18 protein-coding genes are annotated in these 16,192 nt (G+C 52.2%); 6 read left to right on the top strand and 12 right to left on the bottom strand.

The genetic code is table 11. The features are described 5' to 3' along the window. Positions 1 to 26: 26 nt before the first annotated feature. The 6 genes from phnD to VFG09_13275 all read right to left on the bottom strand — a co-directional run bounded on the left by phnD (position 27) and on the right by VFG09_13275 (position 7,882). Positions 27 to 2,876, bottom strand: a complete 2,850-nt coding sequence (phnD, locus tag VFG09_13300) for a phosphate/phosphite/phosphonate ABC transporter substrate-binding protein (GenBank protein ID HET6516132.1) — start codon at positions 2,874 to 2,876, stop codon at positions 27 to 29. A gap of 70 nt (positions 2,877 to 2,946) precedes the next feature. Beyond that, positions 2,947 to 3,552 (bottom strand): chemotaxis protein CheW, encoded by a 606-nt coding sequence (locus tag VFG09_13295; GenBank protein HET6516131.1) that lies wholly within the window; start codon positions 3,550 to 3,552, stop codon positions 2,947 to 2,949. After that, the gene (locus VFG09_13290; GenBank protein HET6516130.1) at positions 3,521 to 4,351 is read right to left on the bottom strand and encodes an AAA family ATPase; all 831 of its coding nucleotides are present in this window, start codon (positions 4,349 to 4,351) and stop codon (positions 3,521 to 3,523) included. The genes VFG09_13295 and VFG09_13290 overlap by 32 nt, the downstream gene beginning before the upstream one ends. Continuing rightward, positions 4,344 to 6,344 carry a chemotaxis protein CheA gene (locus VFG09_13285; protein HET6516129.1) on the bottom strand — a complete coding sequence of 667 codons (2,001 nt, stop codon included), beginning with the start codon at positions 6,342 to 6,344 and terminating at the stop codon, positions 4,344 to 4,346. The genes VFG09_13290 and VFG09_13285 overlap by 8 nt, the downstream gene beginning before the upstream one ends. Next, positions 6,341 to 6,712, bottom strand: a complete 372-nt coding sequence (locus VFG09_13280) for a response regulator (GenBank protein HET6516128.1) — start codon at positions 6,710 to 6,712, stop codon at positions 6,341 to 6,343. The genes VFG09_13285 and VFG09_13280 overlap by 4 nt, the downstream gene beginning before the upstream one ends. Positions 6,713 to 6,763: 51 nt before the next feature. Next, positions 6,764 to 7,882, bottom strand: a complete 1,119-nt coding sequence (locus tag VFG09_13275; protein HET6516127.1) for a DUF4388 domain-containing protein — start codon at positions 7,880 to 7,882, stop codon at positions 6,764 to 6,766. A gap of 228 nt (positions 7,883 to 8,110) precedes the next feature. On the opposite strand from VFG09_13275, the gene VFG09_13270 reads away from it, so the two are divergent. From VFG09_13270 to VFG09_13260, 3 genes are all read left to right on the top strand, one after another. Then, entirely contained in the window at positions 8,111 to 8,884 is a 774-nt protein-coding gene (locus VFG09_13270; GenBank protein ID HET6516126.1) for a carbon monoxide dehydrogenase accessory protein CooC, read from the top strand. Beyond that, the gene (locus VFG09_13265; protein HET6516125.1) at positions 8,877 to 9,458 is read left to right on the top strand and encodes a 5-formyltetrahydrofolate cyclo-ligase; all 582 of its coding nucleotides are present in this window, start codon (positions 8,877 to 8,879) and stop codon (positions 9,456 to 9,458) included. Before VFG09_13270 ends, VFG09_13265 begins: the two co-directional genes overlap by 8 nt. A 66-nt stretch (positions 9,459 to 9,524) precedes the next feature. Continuing rightward, a complete protein-coding gene (locus VFG09_13260) occupies positions 9,525 to 9,962 on the top strand; it encodes a transcriptional repressor (GenBank protein ID HET6516124.1) in 438 nt (145 codons plus the stop codon). Positions 9,963 to 9,973: 11 nt separating this feature from the next. Here the strand turns inward: VFG09_13260 and VFG09_13255 are convergent, their stop codons facing one another. The 6 genes from VFG09_13255 to trxA all read right to left on the bottom strand — a co-directional run bounded on the left by VFG09_13255 (position 9,974) and on the right by trxA (position 13,414). Next, positions 9,974 to 10,417: a tetratricopeptide repeat protein gene (locus VFG09_13255; GenBank protein HET6516123.1), complete on the bottom strand. Its 444-nt coding sequence runs from the start codon at positions 10,415 to 10,417 to the stop codon at positions 9,974 to 9,976. Positions 10,418 to 10,593: 176 nt separating this feature from the next. Further along, on the bottom strand, positions 10,594 to 10,824 hold the full coding sequence (locus VFG09_13250) for a KH domain-containing protein (protein HET6516122.1): 231 nt from the start codon (positions 10,822 to 10,824) through the stop codon (positions 10,594 to 10,596). 32 nt (positions 10,825 to 10,856) lie between these two features. Next, on the bottom strand, positions 10,857 to 11,093 hold the full coding sequence (gene rpsP, locus VFG09_13245; GenBank protein HET6516121.1) for a 30S ribosomal protein S16: 237 nt from the start codon (positions 11,091 to 11,093) through the stop codon (positions 10,857 to 10,859). 98 nt (positions 11,094 to 11,191) lie between these two features. Continuing rightward, positions 11,192 to 12,514 carry a signal recognition particle protein gene (ffh, locus tag VFG09_13240; GenBank protein HET6516120.1) on the bottom strand — a complete coding sequence of 441 codons (1,323 nt, stop codon included), beginning with the start codon at positions 12,512 to 12,514 and terminating at the stop codon, positions 11,192 to 11,194. Further along, complete coding sequence (locus VFG09_13235) at positions 12,514 to 13,035, bottom strand: TlpA disulfide reductase family protein (GenBank protein HET6516119.1); 522 nt, start codon at positions 13,033 to 13,035, stop codon at positions 12,514 to 12,516. The genes ffh and VFG09_13235 overlap by 1 nt, the downstream gene beginning before the upstream one ends. Positions 13,036 to 13,081: 46 nt before the next feature. Next, positions 13,082 to 13,414, bottom strand: a complete 333-nt coding sequence (gene trxA / locus VFG09_13230; GenBank protein ID HET6516118.1) for a thioredoxin — start codon at positions 13,412 to 13,414, stop codon at positions 13,082 to 13,084. A 121-nt stretch (positions 13,415 to 13,535) separates the two neighbouring features. Here trxA and thrS point away from each other — a divergent pair, with 121 nt between their 5' ends. The 3 genes from thrS to rpmI all read left to right on the top strand — a co-directional run. After that, positions 13,536 to 15,455, top strand: a complete 1,920-nt coding sequence (thrS, locus tag VFG09_13225; protein HET6516117.1) for a threonine--tRNA ligase — start codon at positions 13,536 to 13,538, stop codon at positions 15,453 to 15,455. Beyond that, on the top strand, positions 15,391 to 15,972 hold the full coding sequence (infC, locus tag VFG09_13220) for a translation initiation factor IF-3 (GenBank protein ID HET6516116.1): 582 nt from the start codon (positions 15,391 to 15,393) through the stop codon (positions 15,970 to 15,972). The genes thrS and infC overlap by 65 nt, the downstream gene beginning before the upstream one ends. An 83-nt stretch (positions 15,973 to 16,055) precedes the next feature. Beyond that, positions 16,056 to 16,192, top strand: a 137-nt coding sequence (gene rpmI, locus VFG09_13215) for a 50S ribosomal protein L35 (protein ID HET6516115.1), incomplete at its 3' end; no start/stop codon positions are given.

The raw sequence follows: 16,192 nt of genomic DNA, 5'->3' as shown, positions 1-16,192 counted from the left end.
GGTTGTTCATACTCTCATCATCATACCTATCGTATCCCCAGCTTCGAGATCTTGAGCCTGACACTGTCATAGTCAGCATCATGGGCATCGACAAATCCGGTATAACTTTCATCAATCGATTTCAGCACCCTTTTCCCCTCGTCAGTCAGGGCGTTCAGGGAAACAAGCACCGTCGTCATGAGCGATACATCGGCGTCATTGACGAACTTGTTTGCGCATATGTTTAATTCGGGTATCTCATCGGAGGTCATGAGAATCTGGAGCCCCTCGTCCCTGAACTTCCGGGCCACCGGATCAATGACAGCACCTGCATCAACATCACCCCTCAAGACCGCCCTTGCCACCTCGTCGTGATATCCGAAAAAATGGTAATGCCTCAGGTCATCAAGACCTATTCCCGCCTCTTTCAGCATCAGTCTCGGAGCGATATGGCCTGATGCCGAGCGTGCATCACCGAAACCAAAAGACCGTCCCCGTAAGTCCCCCACAGACCGTATGCCCGAGTCGGCCCGTGTGATTATCGCCGAGTGATGGTACGGCTTTCCGTCCCGCAGGCCTTTGACGAGAACCTTTACCCCGTATCGCCTCTGGGCTTCAATATATGTCGATGCCCCCATAACGCAGAATTGTGTGATATTCTCCCCGATATCTTCTAAAGCGCTTTCAAAGTCAACGGCCACTTTCAATTCCACCGTTCTTCCCAGTGCTCTGCTCAGATAATGAGCCAAAGGAGCGAATTTCTTAAACATGACTGCCGGCGACTCAAGAGGCAAAACGCCAAGCCGCATTACGGAATCGCCTCCCTTGTAAAACCTGAAACGCTCGGTCTCCGTCCTCAGGAGTTCGGCATACTTCTGAAGATCCCTGAGGGAATTGCTTATCCTGAACGCCAGCATGCGGTTCTCAGCAGGGATTCCCTTTACCCCATCAATAACGTTCAAAATACACTGCGAACTGAACTTATGGTCCGATAAGGAACGGGATATCCGCTGGCTTCTTTCAGCGGTAAGCTCAACAGCCCCCGATATCTGCCTGCTGCTGATCTTCTGCTCGTCGATGGCTTTACTGACCTGTCTCGATACGTCCCTCATCTTCTCCGTTGCCTGAATAATGAGCATGATCCCCTTCGATTCTCCGGCGGTGGCCTTCTCGATGTGGTCAATCATGCTCCTCACTCGCCCCATGGCCCCGGTAACGAGTTTGGTAGCCTTCGCCTGCTCTGCTGTCGAACGCTCGATGAAACGGGACATCTCAGAAGATTTTCTCGAACTGTCGAGTATCTTCTTCAAGGCGTCACCTGCGTCCTTTGCCAGTTTGAAGCCGTGTTCAACGGAGTCGAGTCCCGCTTCCACGGCATCACCGGCGTTCCTGACTTCCTCCTGAACGGACTGTATGAGTGACGCAATCTCCTGAGTCGAGAATGCGGCTCTTTCGGCAAGTTCCTTGATCTCCTCGGCCACCACCGAAAAGCCCTTACCGTGCTCCCCGGCCTGGGCAGCCAAAATAGCCGCGTTCAAAGCAAGGAGGGTAGTCTGGTCCGTGACGTCATCGATCACCGTGAGTATCTTGTCGATCTCGTCAGACCTGCCTCCGAGCTTCTCGATAAAGGTGGCGGTGCGTTCTACGGACGTCTTGATCTTCCCCATGCCTTCGATCGTCTTTTCCATCGATGTCATTCCGATTGTCGCTGCTTCGCTCGTCACCTTCTCCGACTGGAGGGCTGACTCCTTTGCATGTTGCTCGACCTCCCTGACGGCTGCCGTTATTTCAGAGATCGCCGACAGGGTCTCCTCGGCCGAAGCGGCAAGCTCAGATGCACTGGCAGCCACCTCACCGATCGTCGCGGAGAGCTCCTCGATAGAGGATGATGTGGTCTCCACCGCTGATGAGAGCTCGTGGATGTTCGCATTGACGGTACCGATGCTCGATACCATCTCTTCCATCGATGAGGATGTCTCTTCCACCGAGGCTGCAAGTCCCTCGGTACCATCAGCGATCACAGCGGCATTTTCATTGATCTCCTCGACTGATTTCAGGATGTTGCTGACCGCCTCGGCCTCCACCTCGGCGCCCCTCACAAGATTCCCCGACTCCTCTTCAACGCCTTCAGCAACCCTTGCTATCCTGCCGGAGAGATCCTTTATCCTCACGAATATCCCGCCCAATGACATGGAAGACTCTTTCAGCAGCCTGCTCAGTCTCCCCAATTCGTCATCGCCCCTGATATCGGTGTCAAAAGACAGGTCACCCTCTCCAATGTTCATTGCAGATGCCTCGATGGCCTTGATCGGGGATACGAGCATCCTTCTCAACATAATCCAGAGCAGGAAGCCGAAGCCCAGGGACAGGAGGAGCATGAAAGAGACCATGAGCGAGGTCCTTTTCGCTGCATCTGCGAATTCCCTTTCGAGCGAAACGGAGATCTTCACTGCACCGAGGAGTGGTTTATCTGTGCCGTGGCATTTCTGACAGGAGGGGGCATTGAAGAGAGGCATGGAGTAAATGAATCTCCCGCCTTCCCTGTTTGAAAAACTCTCCCTGCCTCGCCTGAATTCTTCAATCATAGCGGAATCTTTGACCGGTGAATTAGGGTTGAAAGCCTCCCTTCCCTCGGAATTGACGACCGTTATCTCTTCCACCGTGCTGATCTTCTTGAGATTTGCGACGCTCTCGCGGATGACATCCGCCTTACCCTCAAGCATGGCAAGACTGATCTCTCCATGAACAACACGCGCAGTCGTTTCGCTGCTCGACCCAGTCATGCTGAGCACGGTGGCGCGCTGAATGTACAAAGACATCAGCCCCGCCACAAGACCAAAAGCAAGAACCATGCCTGCGACAATCCCGACCACCTTGATTTCAAGACTCTTTTTCATTATGCCTCCGGCAATGTCATCAAGAATGAACATGAACAATGAAACTTTCTGCCCCAGAGGGCTGGCGGTTTCACTCTATATTCATGGCCTCCGTCGTCTTTATAATGGATATGAACCTTCCGTCGAGAAGGGCAACACCTTCAATAAACTTTGTCTCTCCTTCCTTGAGATGGGCAGGCGTCTCTCCGATCTTCGACGCCTGAGGCCTTATCACGCCGATAACCCTGTCGACCATGGCGCCGATAGGTCCCTTCGGCCCCTTGAGAATGAGGATCTTCTGTCGTGTATTTTTTGCGCCTCCCTCGACAAGAGAAAGTCTCTTTTTCAGGTCAAGGACAGGTATGATCCTCCCCCTGAGGGATGTGATACCGATAAGATAGTGCTCAGACCGCGGGATCTTTGTTACCCTTTGGGGTTTGATGATCTCGTGGACGTCGTCGATCCTGAATGCATATTCCTCCCTTGCAAGAGCAAAGGTGAGGAGTTCTATAGTAGCGGCATCGGGCTCCTCTTTGCGCCCTTCGGAAACCTGTCCCTCTTCCGATGCTGTCCCCGTCAGCGACGATGTGGGACGCTGCACGGCCTCATCGCGAATGATATCCGTTGCCGGTTCAGCCGGCCGCTGCGCAGCCGTTCCGGTATCCTTACTCTTCTTCCTGATCTTTGCGATATCCATTGAGACCGATCTCCTTTGCAGCAGATAAAATAATACCGTCATCGATCATCGGGGCATCCTGCGCGAAACCTTCAAGGAGCGCCATTGTTGCGAGACTGTTGATGATCCTCGGTATCCCCCTCGAATAGATGTAAAGGGACGTGAGGGCACTGTCGGTAAAGAGGGGGCCGTCTCTTCCGCCGGCTTTCATCCTGTGCTCCACGTATCCCCTTACCTCATCCGCTCTTATCATCCCGAGGTGATAGAAGAGTCCGACCCTCTGTCTGAGCGCGGCAAGGGCCTCAGAGTCCAGTTTCCTCTTCAGCTCCGGCTGACCGACGAGGATAAGACTTATGAGGTTGGTATCATCCATCTGGAAGTTTGTCAGCAGCCTGATCTCTTCAAAGGTCTCCCGGTAAGGAATGAGATGGGCTTCATCGATAATAATGACAGGTGTTATCCTTGATTGATAATCGTCGTAAAACCGGGCATAAAGGTTATCGATGAGGTCATTCTTGTAAGGTGATCGGGAGTCGCACTCAAACCGTGAACAGATGGTCTTTATGAGTTCGATCGATGTGAGTCGAGGATTGATAATAAGAACCACCCGGTATCTCTCATCAAGGGAATCCATGAGAGCCCTGGTGAGCGTCGTCTTCCCGCAGCCGATCTCCCCGGTCAGTACGGTGATCTCCTTCTCTTCAACGGCATAGTGAAGCCTAGCAAGGGCCTCCTCGTGGACTTTGGACAGAAAAAGAAATTTCGGGTCAGGCGTCTTGGCAAAGGGCTTTGCCGTAAACCCGTAAAAATCTTCATACATGGACAACCCCCCTCTGCTTCGGGACGGATTCTTCGACAATTGACTCCATATCGAGAACAAGGATCACCTGATGTTTCCGTATCTCCGTTGCGCCAGCAAATCCCCGCACCTTCGTGAAATAATTACCGAGGGACTTTATAACGATCTCATTCTGACCTATCAGTTCGTCCACAAGGAAGCCGAGACTCTTGTCGCCGTAACGGATCACGACCGTAAAGAACCGTTCCACGGAATCGCTCTCGAGACCGAAGATCTTTGCGATGCTCACGATCGGAAGCATTTCGCCCCGCAGGTTATAGACCTCTCTCCCTTCGATGGTCTGGAGATCCTTCTCCTCTATGACGAGCGTCTCAGACAAAGAGGTGAGAGGCACGGCAAACCGCTCGGTACCTACCCTGACAAAAAGGGCCTTCACGATGGCAAGGGTAATCGGCATGGTAAGCATGAAGGTCGTTCCCTTGCCCCTCTCGGTGCTGAGGTCTACAAAACCGCCAAAGGGCAGGAGTTTTGATCTGACCACATCCATCCCTACCCCTCTCCCTGAGACCTCGCTTACCGTTGTCTTCGTGCTGAACCCGGGCAGGAAGATGAAATCGAGAATATCCTTCTCCTCCAATTTCACGCCATCAGGAACAAGACCCTTCTCTCTTGCCTTTTTTTCCACAGCCTCCGTATTTATCCCGGCGCCGTCATCCTTCACCTCAACAACCACGTGGTGGCCCCGCTGAAAGGCCTTGAGGGTTATCGTCCCGGCTTCTTTCTTGCCTGCCTTCCTCCGCTCCTCAGGCGGCTCTATCCCATGGTCCATAGCGTTGCGGACGGTATGCATGAGGGGATCGACGATCTCTTCAGCGAGGAACTTGTCGATCTCTGTCTCCTCACCGTAAAAGAGGAGTTCTATCTGTTTCCCCGTCTCTCGGGAATACCGCCGGACGACCTGGCTGAGCCGTGAAAATATCTGACCGATCGGCACCATCCTGATCTCAAGCACCTGCTCCTGGAGTTCCGCTATCTTCTTCCTCAGAGTCTGGGTGATCTTCAGGATATCGATGACGAGGCCTGTTTGACCATAGGCTACAGCCATTTCAGCCGCTATCCTGTCAGTGGCCGCCTTTGCGAGAGAAAGTTCGCTGATCGTATTCAGGATCCTGTCTAGTTTTTCGATATCGACCCTGACCGATGTCGTTGAACTCTTCAGGGACCCATCCTGGGCCTTTGGGGCGGGCGGCTGCGGGGCTGCGGGCGCCTGGAGGGGAGCCGGTTTCACTTCACCCGGTTTCATGATTTCGATCTCAAGATTCAGGAGCTTCCTCAGATCTTCAGGGGTCTTGATACTCCCGAAGAGGAGATTAAATCCAATGACGTCAGGAGGGAGATCCGTAGACGTCGGGAGCGTAGCAAGCAGTTCGCCCTGTGACTTTATGAGCTTCGTCAACTCGGTGAGCCCTTTGTCGAAGTCAGTAAGGCTGAAGACGGTCTTGGCAAGGTAGATTCCCTTGCCCTCTTTTACGTTCGTCTTTAATCGGTGTTCTTCATACTCTGAGAGGGCCTTGAGAATGGAGGTATCCATGCTCTTGAAGGGGTCTGCCGCCTTTTGAGATTCCTGTCCGCCCTTTCGTGACTCAAGGAACGATGCTAGCTCCTTCTGGCCATCGGAGACACTATATTCCCTGTCATTGGCGATATCCTCGACGGTCCTCTTCAGGATATCGATGTTAGAGAAGAGGAAGGCTACGACATCGTCGGAAATCTCGATCCTTCCGAGCCTGATATCATCAAGGAGGGACTCAAGGGCGTGGCTGAAATCGGCAATATCCTTGAAGCCGAAGAGGCCGCAGATCCCCTTGATCGTATGGAAGGTACGGAAGAGGGCATTGATGGTGTCAGGATTAACGCCGGCACTGGAGGTCTCCTGGATCTCGAGAAGGAGTCTTCCTCCTTCTTCCAGAAGATCTCCCGACTCGGCGACAAAATCCTTTCTTGACGATTTCATCTGTTCAGGATACGGGTTATCGCTTCCTGAAGTTCTTCTGCCCTGAAAGGCTTTATCACATATGCGCTCGCGCCAAGCGCCAATCCTCGCTCTTTATCCTCCTTACTCCTCTCCGTAGTGACGATGATGACGGGGATACCACTGTATCGGGGATTTGTCTTAACAAAATGGATGAGTTCGAGCCCGTTGATGTCAGGCATGTTGATATCTGTAATGATAAGATCAAAGTTCTCGGTCGGGAGCAGTTTCAGCGCCTCAAACCCCGATGCAGCTTCCACCGTACTAAGGTCTTCACCGATCTCCTCTATCGCACTCCGTATCAGCGCCCTAGTCGCAGCAGAATCTTCTACAATGAGCAGTGAACTCACCTTACCTCCGATAGAACTTCGTAACAGTTTATCAGATCAAGACGAGAAAAATCATGAGGAACCCGTCCTCCTCTGAATCTCCTGAAGTCTCTTCTCGAGCAACGTTTTCTCGAGGGCGAGTCCGGCCTGATCGATGAATATCTCAAGGCCTTCGGCACGGCAAAAATCCGCACCCGTAAGGGAATTATCGCAATAGAGAAGGGCAACCACCCTGTTCTCCGCTATAACAGGGAAGAAGGCGACCTTCGAGGGCCGCTTTTCACCGATCTCCCGAAGAAGAAACTCCGTGAAACGGTCTTCCCCCATAGGGCCCTCATAAGGACGTCCAGCCGCCACAAGTCCCTTCAGAAAGGGACTGTCCTCATAGGGGATAACAATCTCCCGTATCTTCTCATCAGCCCCGTCGATCTCCAGTCCGAACTGGCCCAAACCCGTCAGTTCGTAATCGCCGACAAGAAAGAGGACACCCCTCTCGAAGACGTCACTGGCAAATCTGAGGATGAGCAGGGTTATCTCTGACATGGAATTCGGAAACCTCAGTTCCTGGGTGAGAGATTTCAGGGCGAAGATATCCCGTCTTTCTGCGGCAGTGGACTGCTCGTCTTCTCCCCACCCTTCATCGCTTTCCTCACCCGAGAGGTCTTCCTTCTCAGACTGACCGACCGCCTGTTCGTCATGGATCCGCGCTCCTTCCATGAGAAGGTACTGGGCGCTCAGACCTTTCGAGATCTCCCAGCCCGTATCATCTATCTCTCCATAGCTGCCCGGATCAAGGCTGTCCAGCTCAAACCGGAAATCACCGCTGCTGATCGTTACAAGGCGGGAGATGACCTTCTCTATCCTCTTCTTCCCGGCTCGTTCCATCTGTTCCCTGCTCACGGAATTGAGCTCGTAGAGTATTTCAGCGATAGACTTTGTGGGCAGCTTTCTCTTGAGTTCCGTTGCCGTCTTCAGGACATGCTCCTTGACGATCCCATGCCTTACGAGGTCATGGCCCATACTCCTCTCGAGCATACTCGTCTCGGCCCTCACAATCAGTCCGTTCTTAAAGACGATAAAGGAGTTTTCACCGTCGCCCCTGATGGTAAGGGTCCCTGTCTTCTTCCCGATGCTTAGTATCTGAAGGATGTCAGCGAGGGCGAGATCTTCGAGCCTCCCAACAAGACTCATGTGACCTCAGGTCCTTCAAGAACGGCTCTGTTTCTCCTGTTATCTCTGGTGGGGGGAGGAGCAAGAGTCATGTCAAACCATCTATACAATTCCATGTCTTTTTGTACCGAGAACTTAACTATATCAGGAAAAAAAGTTGGGTGTCAACGAAAGCAGACCCCGCGATCAATAAAGCTGCGCGCCTGACGCGGTAGGGATGAGCCCTGCTCTCTATGGTATAATAACGTGATGAAACTGGCGATAACAGGTAAGGGAGGTGTCGGGAAGACAACACTTTCGGCCGTTTTGAGCCATCTCTATGCGGCAGAGGGAAGAAGGGTCATCGCCGTCGATGCAGACCCCGATGCGAACCTTGCCGCAGCACTCGGAATCCCCTCTGACAAGGCTTCGAAGATTCGTCCCATAGCAGAGATGACCGATGTTATTGAGGAGCGGATGGGCGCACGACCAGGGAGCAGCGGTGGCGTCTTCAAGCTCAACCCGAAGGTCGACGACATCCCTGAGGAGTTTGGTTACCGCGCCGGCAATATTGTGCTCCTCGTAACAGGCAAGTCAAAAGAGGCGGCTTCGGGATGCTACTGCCCTGAAAACGTATTCTTGAGGAGACTTCTCAGACATCTCGTGCTCAATCGGGACGAGATTGTCATTGTCGATATGGAGGCCGGAATAGAGCATCTCACGAGGGGCACAACGGAAGCTGTTGACGGCTTTATCGTTGTTGTGGAGCCGGGCCAGCGGAGCATACAGACGGCCAATACGGTAAAAGAACTTGCAACGGGTCTTGGAGTAAAAAAAGTATTCGTCGTCGCGAACAAGGTGAGGGGAGAAGAGGACCTCGAATTTATACGAAAACAGCTTCCCGACGCTCACCTTCTCGGCTCCGTCAGATTCAGCCATGAAATCATGGAATCCGACATAGCCGGCATCTCCCCCTTCAACACGAAGAGCGCCGTTGATGACATATCGAAGATCAAGGCCGTTCTGGAGGGTAGCGTTGAATGAGAAGTCCCGCATCAGACAGGAAGTCCTCGGCATACGAAATGCCCTCGACGTAAACGAGAGGCAAATCAAAGACGCCTGTATCAGGGAGCGGCTCCTTTCCCTTTCTGAATGCCAACAGGCAGCACGTGTATTTTCCTTCTGTTCCTTTCGTTCCGAGGTCTCAACGATCCAGCTGTTACAGGAATTTCTCAGTACCGGGAAGGGGGTGATCGTTCCCCTTGTTGACAGACACCTGAGAAGATTGAAGCTCTTTGAAATTCTGGACATCCGGGAGCTGACGACCGGCCATATGGGCATCCCCGAACCGGACGTAGCCCTCGAGAGGGAAAGAGATGTAAACGACTCCGATCTCATCATCATGCCGGGTGCGGCATTCGATGCGAGGGGCAACAGGCTGGGGTACGGGGCTGGCTATTACGACATGCTGCTGGCAGGATTGAAAAAACAGATCCCCTTAATCGCTCTCGCCTACGAAGAGCAGATCATCGATTTTGTCCCTTCAGAGCCGCACGACATACCGGTTCACAAGATCGTGACTGACAAAAGGATTCTTGACTGCGCACAAAACGTCTGAAACCTCTTCACTCCTCCGGCCCCTCTTTCGCATTGAAAGATAACCCCGTATTATTTAGAATAGAGCATGGAGGATAAGATATTTAGAGCATTTCTCTCCAGGAAGGGCCTCAAATTTACCAAGGAGAGACAGAGGATCCTTGTTGAGGTCTTTGACTTTCATGGCCACTTCGATCCTGAAGAACTCCTCCTAAGCATGAGGAACAAGGCCGTCAGCGTATCAAGGGCCTCTATTTACCGAACCCTTCCGCTTCTCCTCGAGAGCGGTCTCATTGAACAGGTCGAGAAGAATGACAAGCATTCCCACTATGAGCACACCTTCGGTCACGGACATCACGACCACCTTATCTGCGTTCAGTGTGGTGCGGTCATTGAGGTCTTTTCGCCAAAACTCGAGGCTCTTCAGGACGAGCTCTGCAGAGAAACCGGGTTCAGGGGGATTAAGCATACCCTCGAGATAAAGGGTTACTGCCGAATCTGCTGCCAGAAAACCAAAGAACGTTAGAGAGAAGCTTCCTATCGGAGGCCGAGTTTTTTAAGAATAATACCGGTATATTTATTGAGGAAATTACCCCTGCTCAGGAAAGGGAAGACCGGAGGCTTTCGTGTCCCGTGCCTTGCCAGTTCATCAATGATCTCCTGGTTCTCGCCATACTGCAAGCCATCTCTGAATGTCCTTATCGCGTCAGCCTTTTTATTCCCAAGGAGATAGATCTTACCGAGATTGAGATAGTGTACGGCGTTCTTGGGCTCCCGCGCTATCGATTTCTCACAGATGGTTACAGCAAGCTGGAACTGTCCCCGCTCTTTCGCTACACAGAAGGCGAGATAGGAAGCATAGACAGGATTGTCGTCAATCCTGGTCGTCTTCTCGAAGGCGGCAAGGGCCGAGACGGTGTCGCCCTGAGCAAGAGCATCCAACCCTTTCCGAAAGAGCTTCTCTGCCTCTTTCATTTCCATTCCATAGCTCCATGAGTATATTGCCTTGTCACCGTTCCGTCAAGGCGGACAAGGATGTTTCTGCGAAGAACAGGAAGGACTCATCTCGGACGTACGTCGTGGATTGAGGAAGAGAGAAATAGTCTGGAGTTCAGGAGATATGCCCTGGCACTCCAAACGTCGTTTCTTTATGGTTCTTATTCGAGGATCTCGAGCACACAGCGTTTCCCTATCTTCGTGCCAGCTGCTCCGAGGATGGTCCTCATGGATCGTGCGGTCTTACCCTGTTTGCCGATAACTTTCCCGAGATCACTCGGAGCCACCCTGAGTTCGAAGACCGTCGTCTTTTCACCGTCCACTTCCTTAACGGCAACCTCTTCAGGCCTGTCAACCAGAGCTTTAGCCATTGCTTCGACTAATTCTTTCATCTCCGTCCACCTCCGTACGAGTTGTGAGCCTCCTAAAGACCCGCCCTCTGCAAAAGCTTCTTCGCGACGTCAGTAGGCTGTGCTCCCCGGTCTAACCAGTGCTTTGCCCTATCCAAGTCGATCTTCGTCTCCGATACACCCTTCTGGGGATCGTAGGTCCCGAGAATCTCTATAAAAGGTCCGTCTCTTCTCGCTCTGGAGTCCGATACAATGACGCGGTAAAAAGGTTTCTTATGCGCTCCCAATCTTGTTAATCTGATCTTGACCAACGATTCACCTCCTTCATGCTGTGATCTGAATTGTAATATATTTCCCGATGAAAGTAAACCCCGAGACCTTCTGCCTTCAGCAACAAGGAGTGAAGGTGCTAAAAAGGAAAGCCCTTTGGCACGCGGAGACCCTTCTTGCCTTTAAACATCTTCAGCATCTTCTTCATTTCGACATATTGTTTAATAACTCGGTTAACGTCGGTGACCGTCGTCCCGCTCCCGGAGGCTATCCTTCGCCTCCTGTTCCCATTGATGAGGTTATGGTTCTTTCTTTCTTCCCTTGTCATGGAATTAATGATCGCCTCTGTCTTGACAAACTCTCTCTCATCAACGGAGACGTTCTTCATCCTACCCCCGAGCCCTGGGATCATGTTCAGGATGTTCTCTATGGGTCCCATACTCCGCACCTTCTTCAATTGGTCCCTCAGGTCTTCAAAGGTGAAGGATTCTCCGAGGATCTTCTCCTGAAGTTTCTCGGCCTCCTTCACGTCAAATGCCTGCTGGGCCTGCTCGATGAGCGTAAGGACATCGCCCATCCCGAGGATCCTTGAAGCCAGTCTGTCAGGATGGAAGGGCTCAAGCATATCGATCTTCTCGCCCACGCCGACAAACTTGATCGGCTTCCCGGTGATCGACCTGATCGAGAGCGCAGCGCCCCCTCGCGCATCTCCGTCCATTTTCGTGAGGACGATTCCATCAATGCCGATCTGGTCGTTAAAGTTCTTCGCGATATTCACAGCATCCTGGCCGGTCATGGCATCCGCCACAAAGAGTATCTCCTTCGGAACAACCTCGGTCTTTATCTCACCCAATTCCTTCATAAGGCTCTCATCGATATGGAGCCTGCCCGCCGTATCGAGGATCATCACGTCATGAGCATCGAGTCTGGCTTTCTTCAGAGCCTCGGCAGAGAGCTTCACAGGGTCCTTGGTATCTTTCGAAGAAAAGACCGGCACATCGATCTGCCTGCCGAGGGTTATGAGCTGGTCAATCGCAGCAGGACGCTGAAGGTCAGCGGCTACAAGCATCGGCCTCCTTCCCTCCCGCTTGAAGAGTCTGGCCAGTTTTGCAGAGGTCGTGGTCTTTCCTGAACCATGGAGACCGACCATCATGATAATGGTAGGGGGATTGGGAGAGAGGTGTATCTTGCTGCCGCTCCCCCCCAAAAGCCCACAGAGTTCACTATGGACAATCTTGACAACCTGCTGACCTGGGGTAAGACTCTCGAGGACTTCCTTTCCCACAGCCTTCGTCTTCACGTTCTCAATAAAATCCTTTACCACCCTGAAATTGACATCCGCCTCGAGGAGCGCGAGACGCACCTCCTTCATGGCTGCATCGATATCCTCTTCCTTGAGGATACCTCTGCTTCTCAATCTCTTGAATATCGATTCGAGCTTCTCGCTCAGCGCTTCAAGCATTACAGGAGTGCCTCGATCTCCCGGGAGAGGTTTTCAGCGAGTCCCGGAATGAACCCGACAAACTTCTTCACCATCTTCCCCTCTTTGTCTACGATGAACATGGCGGGGATACTCGTCACGCCATAGAGGGCGCTCACCTTCCCATCATCAATCAATACCGGATAGACGACGCCCTGCTCCTTCATAAAAGACCCGACGGTGGAAGAGACGTCCCCACCTTTATCCATGGATATGCCGATAACGGTTAAGCCCTTGTCCCGGTATTTGTCATAGAGCCTGTTCAGCTCCGGTATCGATTCCCTGCAAGGAGGACACCACGTTGCCCAGAACTCAAGGAGGACAACCTTCCCCCTGAAGCCGGAGAGGCTGACCTTCGTCCCCTGAAGATCAGTGAGGGTGAAGCCTGGCGCCTTGCCTTCTTCCAGGACCCTCTCTTTTTCTCGCGTGCAGGACAATACAAAAAGAGCCAGCGCCAGCAGACAGATGACTGCTGAAGATGCTCTTGAGGGAAATCTTCTCATGGCCTGCCTTTCAGGATCCCGAGGAACAGAAGAGTCCGGATAGGTCTCAGGGGGCAAGGAGGGAGTCGATTTTTGCCTTGAGCTGCGGTTTGGGTACCGCGCCGACAACCTGGTCGACTTTCTCGCCGTCCTTAAAGAAGATGATGGTCGGGATACCCATGATCTTGTAACGACTCGCGATGTCCGGGTTCTCATCGGTGTTCAGTTTTGCCACCTTGAGTCTTCCTGCATATTCCTTTGCGAGTTCCTCGACGGTGGGCGCTATCATCCGGCAGGGCCCGCACCACACTGCCCAGAAATCGACCATGGTCAAACCCTGATTCTGAACAATCTCTTTATCCCAGCTCGTGCCTGTTACATCAAGAATGCCTTCAGCCATGACAACCTCCTGGAAATTCTGATTTTTTAATTATAGGGAGTGATCCTCCTTTTGTCAATGTCTCCTTCAGACCACAAACCCGAAAAAATATTGAAATACAAAAATAAAATCAGGTAATATAGTGCTCGATTTTCGAGGAGGTGGAGACATTAAGATACGGTATGCAGACGGGAGCGAGGTTTCGGCAGGGCTTGCGGAAGCAGAGTCGAGACTGAAAAAGGCGGGCGCCATAGCACTGAAAGTCCAGGGCAATCTGACGGATATCTCTTCTTTGAAGGATCTCGGAAATGACTCGGTTGTGGAGCCGGTCCTCCCCGACTCAAAGGAGGGGCTGGATATCTACCGTCACAGCGCTTCACATGTTATGGCTCATGCGGTGAAAGAGCTTTTCCCCGCGGCCAGGCTCGCGATCGGCCCCTCAACAGAGGAAGGGTTCTATTACGACTTCGATATAGAGAGACCCTTAACCCCGGAAGACCTTACGAGGATTGAAGAGAAGATGGCAGAGATCATCCGGAGCAATATTCCCTTTCGGAGAAAGGTCATCAAGCGGGAGGACGCTATCGAACTCTTCGGGAAGACAGGGGAGGTATACAAGGTTGAGCTCCTCAATGAAATAGCAGATGATGAGGTCTCGCTCTATGAAGAAAACGGTTTCGTTGATTTATGCCGCGGCCCTCACGTCCCTTCAACGGGGTTCATCAAAGCCTTCAAGCTCGTCAGCATCGCAGGGGCCTACTGGAGGGGTGATGAGAAAAATAAGATGCTCCAGCGCATTTACGGCACCGCCTTTTCGAAGGAGAAGGACCTCAAAGAGTACTTAACCTTCCTCGAAGAGGTAAAGAAGAGAGACCACAGGAAACTCGGGAAGGAACTCGATCTCTTCAGCATAACCGATGACATCGGAGCCGGCTTGATACTCTGGCATCCCAACGGTGCAATCATCAGAAAGGCCATAGAGGACTTCTGGCGGGAAGAGCACCTGAAGTCTGGGTATAAACTGCTCTATACGCCTCATATGGCAAAGGTCGATCTCTGGAAGAAGAGCGGCCATTGGGATTTTTACCGTGAGAATATGTACGCTCCCATGGAAGTTGAGAACGTCGAATACGAGATCAAGCCCATGAACTGTCCCTTTCATATCGCCGTTTACAAGAGCCATCTCAGAAGTTACCGGGACTTGCCCATAGGTTACGCCGAACTGGGGACGGTCTACCGCTTCGAACGCTCTGGTGTTCTCCACGGGCTCATGCGCGTGAGGGGCTTCACCCAGGACGATGCCCACATCTTCGCCCGTGAAGACCAGATGGAGGAAGAAGTCGCCAAGACCCTCGATTTTACGCTCTTCATTCTCTCCACCTTCGGTTTCGATGCCTATGACATCTATCTTTCCACAAGGCCGGAAAAATACGTCGGCACCGATGAGATCTGGGAGCGGTCGATAAACGCCCTGAAGCACGCACTGGAAGAGAAGGGGCTCTCCTATGAGGTGGATGAAGGCGGAGGCGCATTTTACGGACCGAAGATCGACATCAAGATCAAGGACTCTCTGAGCAGATCTTGGCAGTGCAGCACCATCCAGATGGATTTCAACAACCCTGAGAGATTTGACGTCACGTACCGGGGCAGTGACGGCAGGGAGCACAGACCGATTATGATACACAGGGCGCTCATGGGATCCCTCGAACGATTTTTCGGTATCCTCATAGAGCATTATGCGGGCCTTTTCCCGGTCTGGCTCTCGCCGGTTCAGGTTGCCCTGTTGACGATCGCAGAGCGACACGCAGATTATGCCTTGAGCGTTGCGAACAGACTGAATGCTGAAGGTATACGGACTGAGGTAAACAGTGAGAACGAAAAGATCGGTCATAAGATCAGGGGCGCCACTATCAGAAAGATCCCCTATTTGGTTATAATAGGCGACAAAGAAGCTTCAGAGGAGAAGCTGTCCGTCAGGAGGCGGAACGGGGAAACCCTTGCGCCCTTGTCGGAACAGTGTTTTTTGGAACTTGTGTGCGAGGATATTAAACTCAGGAGGTGATATCATAGGAAAGGATATCGGAAAAGACATACGGGTAAACGAAAGAATTCATGCGAAAACGGTGCGGCTTATTGATGCCGACGGGAAACAGACTGGCATTATTCCGACAAGGGAAGCCCTGAGACTTGCGGAGGAACGGGAACTCGACCTTGTCGAGGTTGCGCCGAACTCTGTCCCGCCTGTCTGCAAGATCATGGACTTCGGCAAGTACAAATACCAGTTAGGAAAGAAACATGCATCGGGCAAGAAGATCGAGGTAAAGGAGGTCAAGTTGAGGCCGCAGATCGATGACCATGACCTCGAACTAAAGGCAAGGAATATAAGACGCTTCCTCGATGACGGCAATAAGGCGAAGGTCACGATGTTCTTCAGAGGGAGGGAGATCATTCGACCAGACCTCGGGATGAAGGTCTTTGACCGGTTGACACAGCTTCTCACGGGGAAATTTGCTGTAGAGCAGACACCAAAGCTGGAAGGTAAGAACATCACCATGGTAGTAGCGCCGAGCAGCAAGTAGTTGTGACTGACTGATCTTCATTGACGATCCGTAAATATTCGATGACCATTCCGCAAGGTACATTATTATACAGGAGGATTGAGATGCCGAAATTGAAGACTCATAGAGGAGCCGCAAAGAGATTCAAAATCACCGGGACGGGAAAAATTAAGCGGAGCAGGGCAAACAAGAGTCATATCCTCACCGGCAAGCCGGCGAAAAGGATGAGGAAGCTGAGGAC

It is taken from the genome of Thermodesulfovibrionales bacterium, from assembly GCA_035686305.1.
Classification (GTDB): Bacteria; Nitrospirota; Thermodesulfovibrionia; order Thermodesulfovibrionales; family UBA9159; genus DASRZP01.
This window is presented reverse-complemented; position numbering and strand designations above follow the sequence as displayed.

What these genes read in the sequence shown, in the direction of transcription:
- VFG09_13250 (HET6516122.1), bottom strand. Translation starts at nt 10,824, where the DNA reads ATGAAAGAATTAGTCGAAGCAATGGCTAAAGCTCTGGTTGACAGGCCT.
- VFG09_13295 (HET6516131.1), bottom strand. Translation starts at nt 3,552, where the DNA reads ATGGATATCGCAAAGATCAGGAAGAAGAGTAAGGATACCGGAACGGCT.
- VFG09_13270 (HET6516126.1), top strand. Translation starts at nt 8,111, where the DNA reads ATGAAACTGGCGATAACAGGTAAGGGAGGTGTCGGGAAGACAACACTT.
- VFG09_13235 (HET6516119.1), bottom strand. Translation starts at nt 13,035, where the DNA reads ATGAGAAGATTTCCCTCAAGAGCATCTTCAGCAGTCATCTGTCTGCTG.
- VFG09_13285 (HET6516129.1), bottom strand. Translation starts at nt 6,344, where the DNA reads ATGAAATCGTCAAGAAAGGATTTTGTCGCCGAGTCGGGAGATCTTCTG.
- VFG09_13260 (HET6516124.1), top strand. Translation starts at nt 9,525, where the DNA reads ATGGAGGATAAGATATTTAGAGCATTTCTCTCCAGGAAGGGCCTCAAA.
- trxA (HET6516118.1), bottom strand. Translation starts at nt 13,414, where the DNA reads ATGGCTGAAGGCATTCTTGATGTAACAGGCACGAGCTGGGATAAAGAG.
- VFG09_13290 (HET6516130.1), bottom strand. Translation starts at nt 4,351, where the DNA reads ATGTATGAAGATTTTTACGGGTTTACGGCAAAGCCCTTTGCCAAGACG.
- VFG09_13255 (HET6516123.1), bottom strand. Translation starts at nt 10,417, where the DNA reads ATGGAAATGAAAGAGGCAGAGAAGCTCTTTCGGAAAGGGTTGGATGCT.
- VFG09_13275 (HET6516127.1), bottom strand. Translation starts at nt 7,882, where the DNA reads ATGAGTCTTGTTGGGAGGCTCGAAGATCTCGCCCTCGCTGACATCCTT.
- ffh (HET6516120.1), bottom strand. Translation starts at nt 12,514, where the DNA reads ATGCTTGAAGCGCTGAGCGAGAAGCTCGAATCGATATTCAAGAGATTG.
- phnD (HET6516132.1), bottom strand. Translation starts at nt 2,876, where the DNA reads ATGAAAAAGAGTCTTGAAATCAAGGTGGTCGGGATTGTCGCAGGCATG.